The 13741-nt window shown below is 37.3% G+C and carries 14 protein-coding genes; 12 read left to right on the top strand and 2 right to left on the bottom strand.

The genetic code is table 11. The features are described 5' to 3' along the window. Positions 1-124: 124 nt before the first annotated feature. From ACY10D_RS04715 to ACY10D_RS04665, 11 genes are all read left to right on the top strand, one after another. Positions 125-1273, top strand: coding sequence for an ATPase, T2SS/T4P/T4SS family (locus tag ACY10D_RS04715; RefSeq protein ID WP_486999622.1), 1149 nt, complete (start codon positions 125-127; stop codon positions 1271-1273). After that, positions 1266-1805 (top strand): hypothetical protein, encoded by a 540-nt coding sequence (locus tag ACY10D_RS04710; RefSeq protein WP_486999621.1) that lies wholly within the window; start codon positions 1266-1268, stop codon positions 1803-1805. Before ACY10D_RS04715 ends, ACY10D_RS04710 begins: the two co-directional genes overlap by 8 nt. A gap of 13 nt (positions 1806-1818) precedes the next feature. After that, a complete protein-coding gene (locus ACY10D_RS04705) occupies positions 1819-2898 on the top strand; it encodes a hypothetical protein (protein ID WP_486999620.1) in 1080 nt (359 codons plus the stop codon). A gap of 45 nt (positions 2899-2943) precedes the next feature. Further along, positions 2944-3939, top strand: coding sequence for a hypothetical protein (locus ACY10D_RS04700; RefSeq protein ID WP_486999619.1), 996 nt, complete (start codon positions 2944-2946; stop codon positions 3937-3939). A gap of 83 nt (positions 3940-4022) precedes the next feature. Next, positions 4023-4448: a hypothetical protein gene (locus ACY10D_RS04695; protein ID WP_486999618.1), complete on the top strand. Its 426-nt coding sequence runs from the start codon at positions 4023-4025 to the stop codon at positions 4446-4448. 11 nt (positions 4449-4459) lie between these two features. After that, positions 4460-4765 carry a hypothetical protein gene (locus tag ACY10D_RS04690; protein ID WP_486999617.1) on the top strand — a complete coding sequence of 102 codons (306 nt, stop codon included), beginning with the start codon at positions 4460-4462 and terminating at the stop codon, positions 4763-4765. After that, positions 4756-5085, top strand: coding sequence for a hypothetical protein (locus ACY10D_RS04685; RefSeq protein ID WP_486999616.1), 330 nt, complete (start codon positions 4756-4758; stop codon positions 5083-5085). Before ACY10D_RS04690 ends, ACY10D_RS04685 begins: the two co-directional genes overlap by 10 nt. 8 nt (positions 5086-5093) lie before the next feature. Then, positions 5094-5915 (top strand): hypothetical protein, encoded by an 822-nt coding sequence (locus ACY10D_RS04680; protein WP_486999615.1) that lies wholly within the window; start codon positions 5094-5096, stop codon positions 5913-5915. Between the two features lie 48 nt (positions 5916-5963). Then, a complete protein-coding gene (locus tag ACY10D_RS04675) occupies positions 5964-6353 on the top strand; it encodes a hypothetical protein (protein ID WP_486999614.1) in 390 nt (129 codons plus the stop codon). Positions 6354-6366: 13 nt separating this feature from the next. Then, on the top strand, positions 6367-8694 hold the full coding sequence (locus tag ACY10D_RS04670) for a DNA topoisomerase 3 (RefSeq protein WP_486999613.1): 2328 nt from the start codon (positions 6367-6369) through the stop codon (positions 8692-8694). Between the two features lie 48 nt (positions 8695-8742). Beyond that, positions 8743-10683 (top strand): type IV secretion system DNA-binding domain-containing protein, encoded by a 1941-nt coding sequence (locus ACY10D_RS04665; protein ID WP_486999612.1) that lies wholly within the window; start codon positions 8743-8745, stop codon positions 10681-10683. 1 nt (position 10684) lies between these two features. Here the strand turns inward: ACY10D_RS04665 and ACY10D_RS04660 are convergent, their stop codons facing one another. Then, positions 10685-11443, bottom strand: coding sequence for a hypothetical protein (locus ACY10D_RS04660; protein ID WP_486999611.1), 759 nt, complete (start codon positions 11441-11443; stop codon positions 10685-10687). Beyond that, positions 11443-12081: a hypothetical protein gene (locus ACY10D_RS04655; protein WP_486999610.1), complete on the bottom strand. Its 639-nt coding sequence runs from the start codon at positions 12079-12081 to the stop codon at positions 11443-11445. Before ACY10D_RS04655 ends, ACY10D_RS04660 begins: the two co-directional genes overlap by 1 nt. A gap of 566 nt (positions 12082-12647) precedes the next feature. Between ACY10D_RS04655 and ACY10D_RS04650 the strand changes: the two genes are divergently transcribed. Beyond that, positions 12648-13583 (top strand): Rpn family recombination-promoting nuclease/putative transposase, encoded by a 936-nt coding sequence (locus ACY10D_RS04650; protein WP_486999609.1) that lies wholly within the window; start codon positions 12648-12650, stop codon positions 13581-13583. Positions 13584-13741 lie beyond the last annotated feature (158 nt).

Genomic DNA, 13741 nt, shown 5'->3' with positions numbered 1-13741 from the left:
GCAATTGTGGGTGATGATCAGGCAATGTCGGTGAATCAGTCAACCTATCGCATTAGTGCGAATGCAAAACTGGTGACTAATCCTAAAAACAACTGGCAGTTTTTAAATCAAAAGGATTTAAGTAATGAGTAATGCTGTGTTGGACGCTCAGGCTATTGAGAATCATCAAAGTAGCCACTATATCTTGCCGATGGAGCAGCATGAGATTGTTGATCAAGATCATTTTAATCGGCTGTTACAGCATGGCACTGATCTGGGTGTTTCTGATTTTTACATTATCACTCAGCGTCAAATACGTGGTGATATCCATAATACGCTTGAAGCGTTAACTGAGTTTGATTTGCCGCGAGGTTATGTCACGCAAATTGCTGAGCTGCTTTATGGTGGCTCTGGTATCTCAACAAAGCTTGTTGCAGAAGATGTTGATTGCTCATATCAGTTTAAAGCAGATAACAAAACTTACCGTTACCGTGTATCTATGGCAAAGGATATTCAGGGTATTTTAATCGTCATGCGCCCATTACCTGCACGCCCACCAAGATTACAGGATATCGGCATGGATAAAGTGCTGATTGATGGATTTATTGCGATGTGCAGTAATAATGATGCTTTAACCAAAGGTAAGTTATTTATTATTGCAGGCTCCACAGGGTCGGGAAAATCAACGTCTATTGCTTCTTTAATTACGTATGCGGTTGAAGATTCACCGCTTAAAACACATGGCACGGTTATTTATACCGCAGAAGCACCTGTTGAGTATTCCTACAATGAAATCAACGAAGGTCGATCTATTGTGCGGCAGTTTGAACAGGGCAAAGGTTTTGATGTTTTCTCTAATGCCATACGTAGCTTTATGCGTAAGAAGCCGCACATTATCAATATTGGTGAAACACGCGACTATGAAACACTGGAAGCGATACTGCAAGCATCGAACACAGGGCATGTAGCAATCACTACAATACACGCTAATTCAGTGGCGCAGATTGTCACACGCATGGTTGATCTTGTGCCTGCTAATCTTCGCACCGATGGTGAGATGAAACGCTTGCTTGAAAGTATTGGTATTGCCATTTTTCAAAAGCTCATTAAGCGCAAAGATGGTAAACGAGTTGCGTTGCGTGAATATCTTATTTTTACGCCAGAAGTTCAGGACTATCTGATTGCTCACCGAGATAACCTCACGCAAGCCGTTCAAACTTGTGTTGAGCAATATGGCAGAAGTTCAGAAAAGCACTTAGCACAGTTAGTTGAAGAGGGTGTTGTCGATGTTTGATTTTCTCACGGTACGTAATTTCATATTGGCATTATCGGCATTAATTGGTGTGATTCTGTTTTGTGTGAGTTGCACAAGATTACTGCATACGGTTAATGGCTCAGGGGCTAAGAGTTACACCACAGGTCAAATTATTATGATGTTCTTTGTCTCGATGGTGATGGTATCAGCCGTTAGTTATTTTGACATGGGCAGTGTAACCACCTTTCAGGGCAACGCCTACACGGTAGCGCAATCTGACCCTTGGATTATGAGTGAGAACATTATCAATGTGTTATCTCAACTTAATCTGGCAGGTGGTGATATTAATATGGTGGCTAAAGTTGTGACCACCATGATGATGTTGGCAAAGCTATTAGGTCTTGCCATTTTTGTATGGATTACAGGGAAATGGTATGCGCTGTCATCAGGCAATAGCACGATGAGCGTGTCAAAAATTGTTATTTATTACTTTGTTGCTATTTGTCTTTGGAATTTTGGCTCAGTGATTCAGATGGTTTCTAAATCAATGGGCTATGAGATTGTTATTTAAAGGGGTATATAGGATGTCTAAACTTAAAAAAATGATTATAACTGGGATGTTAGCAACCAGTTTTATTGCAACCAATAGCTATGCCGTAGGCTATCCAGTGGTTGATTTTAGTTCGGTATTAAGTCTGTTAAAACAGACACAGCAAGAGGTTGATCAATTCAAGCAATCAATTAAAGAGTGGACGAATCAGCTTAATGCAGATATTCAGGGTAAATCTGCACAAGTAGATGCAATGAATAATGGCTTTGCCAATTCAATTGTGCGCCAAAATCAGGCGTTATCAGATGTTTTTAACAGTCATTTAAGGCAGGAAATGCAGCCATCAAGTGATGCATGTTCTACTTACTCAGTCTCCGATGCCATGAATGATGCTATGTGTGGTCTTTTATCAGGTGTCGCAACTGCCAGTGAAAAACGCGCCAGCAATCTATTAAATCAAGCTAATCCAACACTTGCAGCATCGGCAAGCTCTCAGGCAAACGCGAAAGCAATTTTAGATGAGTCCAGAAAAATAGCGCAACAAGAGCAGGGCGATCAAGGCAGATTACATGCAGGGCAAGGGGAGAATCAAGCACCTAGCCCTTTGGTTGTAAGAGCTGATGTGCTGTTGGGGTCACAAGGTGATACATATGATGCGTTAACCGCACAATCAACGAAAACTTTTAATGACATTGTGATTGGTGCAAAAGTTGATACGGCACCACCGAATAATAACCAAGATGATGGCTTAGATTACGTTGATAACTATCTGCGCCCCAATGCCATGCGAGCGATAGCGGCTAATTCACTAGATACCATAAGAGCCTTGAGATTAGGTCAAGATAACAATAAGCCATCCGTGATGCAGCTTATGCAGAAATTTGTTGATGATCATTTTGGCACGCCAGAAGGCGATGAGTGGATTAAAAAAATCACTAATACACAAAAAGACGCAAGTGATTTCATGTCTGATTCATCCGTTTTGCGCTCACTAACACAGTTAGAGGCTTTTAATAATTATTTATCGATGATGCGCTACCAGTCTGAGTTGAGACAAGAAACGATACAAGCAGCATTGCTGGCACTTAAAAACAAACAGGTTTATGGCAATTAAAAGCAGTTAATTATTTTTGGAACAATCAATAAAGCGAGGTAAATAATGGATTTCGAGCAATCAGAAAATGAATCATTAAAGCTGGGTAAATCAAAAAACACTCAGCCGAATGAGCCGCAAGAAGAAAGCGTGCACAATAAGCAAGATAAGAAAAATCAGCAAGATCAAAGCAACGTAAGTTCGTGTAAGGCGGACACTAAAGAGGTATCACAAGGCAATGATGAGCAAGTGAAATCCACGGATACATCAGATGCCGATAAGTCAAAAGAGGTTAAAGATACTAAAAATGGCAAAGATAGCGAGTTAAGCCAAGCTAAGCAGCAGACAGAAAAAACAGTAGATAAGATTAAGGCAGCACTAAATAAAAAAGAGGTTAAGGAAGACGATTCGATAAAAGATAAAAGCGCTTTACTAATCAAATTAGCGGTTGGTTTTTCAGGTGCAGCAATGCTTTTTTCATTCATTGGCATGTTTGGTGGCGGTGGTGTTTCGGAATCTCAGCTACAAGGCAATTTAAAACGCGTCATTGATCAAGTTAACCATGTATCTATGACGAATGCTCAGGCAGCACAAGATGATCGCGCTGACACGCAAAGCCTTTTAAAAGAGCTAATGAGTGCAACACAGAAACTTAATAACAACATCATGACAATGAATAGCAACATTAAGCAAAATTACGATAACTTATCTTCTCGTTTAAGTGCAACAGGCTCCAGTGATAACAATGGTTTAAAGCAAAGTATTACTGAGCTTAACACCGCGATTAAGCAACTAAAAATTAGCAATTATGGCGGCAATGCAAAAGATCAGGGTGATGCAACACGATACAACACAACGGCACAGATTAGTTATGTTGGCAACTCACCTAATGGGGCGATCATCAAGGTCACAGATAAAGGCAAAACAGATTATGAAACCGTTAATGCAGGCGAGTATACCAAGTACGGCTTAGTCAGTTACCAAACCCCAGATAAGTTGGTGATTAATAACGTGCCGTACATTCTGCTTGATAATCAGGTCAAGGATTCACGCGTCAAATAGTCAAAAGAAGTAAAAATAATAAAAAACACAAAAAAACGAGTTCATAAAAACATAAACAAATAAACCAATGTGAGGATGAAAAAATGAAAACTTTGAGCAAAGTAAAATCAATCAAAAACAGATTAAACAATATGTACACGAAAGCATTCAGCGCCTTGCTTATTGTGATGTGTACACCAGTATTTGCTTTAGCCGATGGCACTGATAATTTAACCACTTGGCTGCAAAAGATTATGGGCATTTTTGGTAGTATCAAAACTTTCGGCTGGGCGGTAGCGGGTCTTGTTGGCATTATTGGCTTTGTTTATGGCATGTCAATGGTAGCCATCATTACGATGAAAACAGATTATCGCGGTAAAATGTCCGCGGGGAAAGCCGTGATTATTGCGGTAGTTGGTATCATCGTTGGTAGTGCGGGCACCTATTTTTCAATGATCGCTAATACAACAGGTTCAGCCGATGCTCAAGCTAATGCTAACAGCAATGGCTACACTGGCTTTGATAACTAGGATTTAGCCTTATGCATGACCATGAAATGCGTTCATTTATTGGCTACCGATTAAATTATCGGGCAAGCGTGTATGGCATCAATCCGATGTTTATACCGCCATTATTAATATTTTTCGTTATTCATTGGTGGGTGTTGCAAATTGTCTTGGCTTTCTTTTGTGTATTTTTAGTGGCGCTTGATGTTGCAGGCGTTTCAATGGCTTCATTTTACAGAGAAGTTAAGCGCAAATTAAAGCGAAGTGATGTTGTGTTGTGCAGATCACCAAGACATTGCGAGCGATCTGACCAGAACAAAAAGGAAGTAGTATGCAATTGATTCGATTGAAAAAAATGACAATGACGCTCTTTTTTAGTGTCATGTGTGGTGTTGGTTATAGTGCAACGTGCCACTTTAACACGCCAACTATTAATACCGATGTGTGCCAAACATTAAACCTTAACAATAAGGTGGAAGATAACCCTTATTTTCTCAAAAACAGTAATGGTTTGTGTGGTGTTAATTTTCAGTTATCTGGGTTGCCTGATTTTAGTTTAAAAGATTACTTGCCAAACTTTAATGTAGCCGATGCCTGTAAGTACCTTCATTACTTAAGTGGTGATGATGTGGTTAATAAGATTAAAAGCTTTTTGAATTAGGTTTTATTATGCGTGCTTTAACAACACTTAGTTGCACAACACTGGCAACGCTAATTTTTAGTTCAAGTATGGCTGTGCCAGTTTTTGACCTTAGTAAAACAACTGAATACCTTAAAAAGGCAACAGATGTTTCAAGTCTTTTTAAGGATTTAAGTGGCACATATATGAATAATACAACATCACAGGTTGAAGGTAGTGGCATTTACAGTAGTGCATTTAATAATGGCGTGGCTAACATGATTGTTAGAAATAATCAGGCAAGATTTAACAATGCTAATCAAGCGTTAGCGATGTCTTCTGCCCCTGTTAATGTATGTGGTGCTTATTCATTGTCAAACGCATTGAATGATTTAGCCTGTCAGTCATTAAGTCAGTTAAGCAGTAACACACAAACATATATTAAAACCTCTAAAAACCCTTACCAAGTGGCGCATGATGCAAGCAAGCACAAGATTACTGATATTAGCACCATAGCAGTATCCACTTTGCCTAGCGTGCAAAGCCAAGATGATGTACTAAAAAATGCAGATGTTCTTCAAGAACAAGCCTATAAAACAAGTGTTTCTGTATTCACTGACAGCATTAAAAACGACAAAGAGAATCTTTATAATCCTTTGAGTAATCAGGCGATTGATGATTTTAGTGATAAGGCAGTTAAAGAGATTCAGGAAAGTGATAATAAATCACAGATTTATCGAAAAATGGCAGTGATGCAAGCCTCTTATTTAACAGCATCCATGCTGAGTTATAAGCATGAATTAGAAAAAGAAATGGCACTGAGTTTACAGCTTTTGCAAGCAGTAAAACAGCAAACGCAAAGAGTGAAGTAACTTTATTAAAAAAACAAAGAACAAAACAAAACATAAGGAAACAGTAAGATGATGAAGGCTAAAGGAAACTTAAAAGGATTAAAGCGCGCATTAATATTCAGTAGCTTGAGTTTGTCAGCTTTAAGCTTAACGGCTTGTGCTGGAAATCCATTTGGTATAGTTGGTGCGCCCAGTGATAGCAGTGTTAAAACAAGCACAAAAAACTATGCGTCAACGAATGCTAAAGATATTCAGATATTTGAGGCAGGCAAGCCAAAGCGTGACTACGAGGCAATAGGCAAGGTTTCTGTAGATGAAACCACCTTTTTTGTGAGTCGATCATTAGAATCAAAATATAGTATTATGAAAGAAAAAGCCGCGGCAATGGGTGGTAATGCGATTATTGATATTAAAGAGACAATGGCAGCAATGACAGGTGTTGTTGTTCGCTATACCTAAAGGTAGGTGAGATATGCGTGTATTTATTGCGGAAAAACCAAGCCAAGGCAGAGATATTGCGCGTGTACTTGGCTGCCATAATAAGGGTGATGGCTACATTGCCAATCAAAGAGATGTTGTCACATGGGGATTTGGTCATTTGTTACAGCCTGCCGACCCAGAAATTTACGATGAAAAGTTTAAAAAATGGAATATGGACGATTTGCCGATTATTCCTGAGAAATGGAAATTGTCGCCAAACCCTAAAGCAAAGGCGCAACTAAAAACGGTTAAAGATTGGATTGGCAAAGCCAGTGAAGTGGTTATTGCCACGGATGCTGATAGAGAAGGTGAGTTGATTGCGCGTCTTATTTTAGGCAATGCTCGCTATAATGGCTCACTAAAGCGCCTTTGGTTATCTGCGCTGGATGATGCCAGTATCAAAAAAGCATTATCTAACCTTAAAGATGGCGGCGAGACGGAAGCCTTATTTTGGGCTGGTCTAGGTCGTCAGCGTGCGGACTGGATGACGGGCATGTCTTACACAAGAGCAGCAACACTGCTATTTGGTGGTCAAGGCAATGTATGTTCAGTGGGGCGTGTGCAAACCCCTACCTTGCGCTTAATTGTTGAGCGTGACAAAGAGATTGCTAATTTCGTATCTAAGCCATTTTATACGATAACGGCTGACTTTAAGCAGGACAATAGTCAATTTCAATGTGAATGGATTGTTCCTGATTATGCAAAGGGTGATGAAGAAGGTCGTTGCTTAGAGTTAAAGTATGCTGAAAGCGTCAAACAAAAGTGCCTTAAACAGCAAGGCACCATTACGCAATACGACACGCAGAAAAAATCACAACAGGCACCGTTGCCTTTTTCATTGTCTGACTTACAAAAGGCAGCCAATAATAAATATGGCTATGATGCTAAAAAGGTACTCAATACGGCACAAGCACTCTATGAGACGCACAAAGCGACGACTTACCCACGTTCAGACTGCCAATATTTGCCACTATCTCAGTTTGAAGAAGCCAATAGCATCATTCAGAACTTAAGTGCAATAAACAGTGATTATCAGGATTTAATACCGCATTGTGACAGTGCTTTTAAGTCACGCTGCTGGAATGACAAAAAGGTTAATGAGTCGTCACATCACGGGATAATCCCTACGAATAACGACAAGGTAAATCTTGCTAATATGACGCAGATCGAGCGCAATGTATTTGACTTGATTGTGCGGCAGTATTTAGCGCAGTTTATGGGGCATTATGTTTTTGATGAAACGGTGCTTGTGATTACATGCGTTGATGAACAATTTAAGGCAAAAGGGGTTGTGCCTTTATCGTTAGGCTGGAAGCAGGCGTTTTTATTTCAAAAAACAGAAAAGAAAGAAAAAGACGACAATAGCAATATGCCTAATAAAGATGTGCAATTGCCTGTTTTAGACAAAAATAAAGCAGTGATTAATGAAGCAATCAATATCCATGACCGCAAAACATCGCCACCAAGCCACTATACCGATGCCACACTCATTGCTGCGATGAAAAACTGCGGACGCAAAATAGACGATGAAGAAGCCAAAAAGATATTTGCAGAAGTTCAAGGCATAGGTACAGAGGCAACACGCGCTGATATTATTGAGACGCTAAAATCACGCAGTTACATCGAATCAAAAGGTAAAAGCCTTATATCAACGGCTAAAGGCAAGGCAATTATTGAACAGTTACCCGATGCACTCTCAAACATAACCATCACTGCCGAATGGGAGCAAGTCTTAGCCGATGTTGCCAAAGGTAAAAACACTTACACCGCTTTCATTGGCGGGATTCAAAAGACACTTGCTGACAATATAGATGTACTTAAAAAGCTGCAAGGTACTACGCATCAATTGGTTGCGCATGAATGCCCTAACTGTGGTAAAGGGCTTGTAAGGCACAAGAAAAAGCAAGGCAAAGGTTACTTTTGGGGATGCTCTGGCTACAAAGAAGGCTGCAATACCATTATGGATGATGCAAGAGGGAAACCTAAAGCGCGTGCTGAGCAAATCACCTCAGACATTCAGTGTCCGACATGCCAGAAGCACAATTTAATACAGCGGACTGGCAAGAATAAAAAGCCTTACTGGGCATGTAGTGGTTATCCAGATTGTAAATCAATATTTTATGATGATAACGGTAGTCCAAACTTTAACCCCAAACCAAAAGAAGCACCTAAAAAATCAGGCAAGATTTGCCCTAAATGCAATAGCGATTTAGTGATTAGAAAAAGCCAAAGAGGTGAGTTTTTAGGCTGTTCTAATTATCCTAAATGCAAACACGCAGAAAATATTACCTCATCAGATCAGGTTGATGCTGCACATTAAGCCAGCCTTACACATTCAAGTAATCAATATTCAGTTTGGGAGTTCAATATGCTAATGCAATTATTTTTATCTATTCGCATGATTTTTTATTTTTTTTGTTTGTTCTTATGTTCGGCATTGGTGCAGTTTGTTCTGTATGCTTTGGCACTTAAGACAGACTTTGGCATGGGCTATTTTAGTTTTTTGGAGATGCTCACCAAAATAACAGGTGTCGGTCAATCTGGCTTACAGATGATTTTAATCATGATGGTCTTATCAATCATCTATATGCCTTTGCGCTACATTGGATTTGATATGCTTAAAGATCACGATTTAACGCTTAAAAGGGTGGGGTTAACTAAGAGTTTAGCAGCAACAGGCTGCATTGCTATTGTTATAATATATCTGTTAACCTTGGGCTTTGTAGCTGTCTTTGTGCTTCGTTCTGGGTTGGCGGTAATGGTTGATGCAGGAATATTTAATCTAGCGGGCTGGGTATCACTTGTTAGCAATCCATTGTTTAGCCGTTATATTCTCGCATTTATGACAGTCGCACTTTTGCTTGAATATACTTATCGTGCCTTTAAGCGTTTGCTGTTTGCCGAGACTTTAGAGCCAAAATATGCAGCCATTGTAGAAGAAGAACGCAAAGCAAGATTGCCAGATGATAGAGAGAAATCATCAGAAGAAGATTACAACGACATCGTGGATAAAACCAAAGATTTAGGTAAATTTGAGCCACAAACTTATTTTGAAGATGATGCTATTTTCTTAGCGATGGATATCGACAATAAAATGCCAGTTACTGTAGAGATGAAGCTTATACGAGATCGTAAATTGCGTCATTTTGCTATTTTAGGTGCCAGTGGTTCAGGTAAAGGCGTATTCTCACAGGTGTTTTTGATTCAAATGCTTATGAAGCACATAGCAAGCGTTGTTTTTGACCCGAATAATGACGAGCATTTAATGAAAAACCTTTATCACTGGACACGTATTTTAGGTAGAAATTTTCATTATATCGATTTTAGAAAGCACAATATTCCGCAAGTAGATTTGCTGCAAGGCGCTGATAGAGATGATTTTATTGAGCTGACTAACGGCATGTTTGCCTATTTGCAGTATGGTGAAGGTGGCGCTGATTATTACGCCAGTTTTTCAAGGCAGGCGCGTGACATTTACGAGGAGTTTGTCGAATCATCCAGTTGCCTGTTAGATTTACATACTAAGGCTGAAAATTCTGGCAATTTATCTCAAACCGTTGATAAAGATGATAATTTACCGACTTTCTATCGCGAGCTTGGTGATATTGCCAGTCTACCCATTATTTGCACCAATGATGGTGTTGATATTAAAAAAGCAATTGATAATGGCGATGTTGTTTACATTTCATGTACTAACATGGCGGTTAAAGATAAGCGCTCAGTAGCATGTAAAAGCTTATTTATGCGAATTTTGCAAATTATCAAAAAGCGTGATGAAAAAGAAGCAAAACACGTTTGCGTTTTCATTGATGAGTTTGCTGAGTTTACTAATGCTCTGGTTAAGTCAATGCTCGAGCAAGTGCGTAAAAAAGGTTGTACAATGCTTATGAATATGACGGCACAAAGTATTGATGATAAGAATAAAGACATTAAAGCCGAAGCCTTTTTAGATTCGATGGACGTTAACACTTACAAATTGATCTATGAAACCCCCTCTGCCAAGCTTGCGGAAAAGGTCAGTAAGATGACAGGTAAGAAAAAAATAACAGTCAATAGTAATCGCTCAAGCACCAATGAAGCGATGCAGACGATAGCAGATAATGATGAAACACATGGGCACGAGCGTATGGTGCCAACATATAGTTCGACAACCATTGAAAACTTACCTGAGCAAGTTGGGATATGCCTAGGTTTTGGTATGCCAAAGTTAGTACAAACAGCAGTGTTAAAGTATCCAGAAGATACACCAAAACCAGAAATCAAGGCATCTACACTTTTTTCAAAGCCTACAGCATCAGCAAAAATATAAATTAAACACTAACAATCAATAAATGATCTTTGAAGCAATTTTTTTCGGCAAGTTCTGATAATGTCACACGCAATGCTCGTTTATTATCTGGTATTGCATAAACAAGATAGTGGTAATCGCCTTTATCTAATTTCAGCTTATATTGCTTCATAAGATCGACATAGCGGGCTTTTGATTTGGCTGTAACTTCAACTTCAACAGCGATATTTCCAGATTCAGAAACTATTTCAAGGTCAGGTCTCTTTTCTACTTTTTTACCCTTAAACGATTTTTTAATGTCATTAGCGCTTAATTTAATGATATTGATCTTTTTTGGTTTTAGTTTTGCTATTGATTCATATTTGGCGTTGTAAACATTCACATGAAACTGTTGTATTGCCAGATTATGCTTATATTGAATCTTTGGGAATTTAGACATGTAAAACTTTGCCGAATCATCTGTTTTTAAAGCGTTTTCCTTTTGTGTTTCAGTGGCATTTTCTGGTAGTCGTTCGTAGCGCAAATCACATAGATGGTTAATGCCATTAAAAGAGAGTCCTACAATTTTAATTCTTTTAAATTCAGCATTAAAAATATGAGATTCTATATATTCTCTTTTTTCAAATCTCACCATCATTCTCTTTATGCCATCATACGAAACATTTAGAAGTTCTTGCAAAATTGATAATGTTGAAAATTTATGTTTCTCTAAAAAAGATAACACTAAATATTCGTGATTTTTTCCATTTTTTATTAGCTGTGTTACATAAGGTGATGGCATTATACTAATCCTTGTTTTTCAGATGTTACTGAATTATCTATTTTCATTTTTGAATTTATTTCTTTCTCTTTTTGTTCAATTTCACTTTTTATTTTTTCAAGCTTATCTGTTTTATTTTTGATATCCTGATCAAGTTGAATGATTTTTTCTTCTAGCATTTTTTTATTATTCACATGCTCTTGTATTATTTCATCTAAAGTCATAATTGATTTATTAATTGATTCGTTTAATTTATATATTTTTTCATGATGCGCCTTAAGGTTCTCATATTCTTTTTTTGAAAAGAATATAGTAATTTTTGTGTAAATTTGATTAATGCAAAAAGGTAGAGTAATTATTAATAGGATGGATAATGTTTTTACTGGCATTTGATTATATGATCTTATCCAAAAAATAGCGCATATTATCTGAGTAAAAATCCATAGCATTGTTATTGAATTTACCGTTATGATTAACTTTTCTTTAATAGTCTTATTCTGTTTTTTAAATAGACCTATTGAAAATGTCTGAATTAAGAAAACACATGCTATTGAGAAAGTACATAAAGTTATAAAAAACATAGCGGTAGAGAAGTTATCAAAATTTAGGCTATCTAATCCTTGATAGACAAAGTTATCACTTAGTGGTGGTATATTCATGTTGCTCCTCATTGGTTATTATTTTAGTTCATTAAAAAAGATACCTTTGCTAGGGGTATCTAGTTGAGGTATCTAATGTTTTTATATAAACCAAGATTATATAACACTTTCGTGCGCCACCAAAAAACGCGTCTAGAAATCTGACTTAGGTAAATTTATAAGTGATATATGACCATGTTGAATTGTGCCTTTAGTTGGCTCTGTAAGCTGCGTTATTGCTAGTTTGTAAAATCCATGAGCATAAGTGTATACATGATCAAAATAGCCGTATTTAGCTTTTAACGAATATAGAGTGTATTTGCTACTTTTCTAATAATTATATTTAATGATTTATTTCAAATTATATATAGTATTTTTTAATTATTTATAAAATGTTAATAGACAAATATTTAAATAAAAATCACCACTGATTACATGGTTAAATATGAATTTTATTTGATTTTTAAGCAGCGATATTTTAGAGATATTTTTCATCTGTTTTAAAATTATTAATGTCAAAAAAATCAAGATAAAGTAATATCTATTTGTTATAATGTAGTTAAATTATAAAGTAGTATAGGTTTAAAATGGCTGATCATCACGATAGATTAGTGAAGGACTTACTCAATAATCGTGAGTTTTCATTATCATTTTTACGCCAATATATTCAACAAGAGCTTGTAGAGTTAATTGATTGGTCTAGTGTTGATTTGGGTTTTGCCAATGTTGAGCATACCCGACAGCAGCATAAAAATAACGTAAAGCAAAAAGAGCAATCCGACTTGGCATTTTTGTTTAAGTTTAAAGACGGCAGACAAGGCGCAATATTGGTGCATATTGAAGTGCAAAGTACAGATGATATAACTATATTGATTCGATCTAGGCATTATCAGACATCTTATTTACTGGATTACATAAAGAGAAATAAAGGTGTAAAAAAACTGCCCTTAGTTGTCAGTATCATTTACTATACGAATAAAAAGCCATTTAGTCACAGTTTAGATATTAATGACTATTTTGAAAATAAAGAGCTTGCTAAGAAGTTTGCTTTTACAACGCAGTTTGTGGATTTGGTAAGTAAAAGTGACGAGGAAATATTGCAGCATGATTATATTAAAGGCTTAGAAATTATTTTAAAGTATGCAGCTAAGAAAGATATTGATAGCGTTTTAGCGTTGGCAGCTAAGACAATAACGGACTATGATAGTTTTTCTAGGCAGACGCTTATTAAGTATATGAGTGATTATTCAAATTTAGACTTTGAGCAATTCTATGATAAAATCATTAGTAGTAATATGGAGTTAAAAGGTGATGTTATGACCGTGTCTCAACAGATTGAAGAAAGAGCTTTACAAAAACACGCGCCTATGCTCATGGCAGAAGGCGAATACAAAAAAGCAGTGGCAACTGCTCGCAATATGCTTTTGGATGGTTTAACAGCTAAAAAAGTAGCTTCCTATACTGACCTATCAATTGAAGAAGTAAACGAGCTTAAAAAGAATTTAAGCGGTTCCAATCATTGATTCAAAGTTTAGCTTGTGGGTGCTATCCTAAATTAGCTTTTCCATTTTCCACAAGCTAATGATTTTCGGGTTTTGCGTGAATAAGCCTAATCCATCGGTTAATAACGCAACTAGCAGTGTGAGAGCAGCTAGCCACTGCCCGAAAACCTTTTCTAAAA

Source organism: Cysteiniphilum sp. (assembly GCF_057495195.1).
Note: the sequence above shows the minus strand (reverse complement) of the source record. Positions and strands in the feature narration are given on the sequence as shown.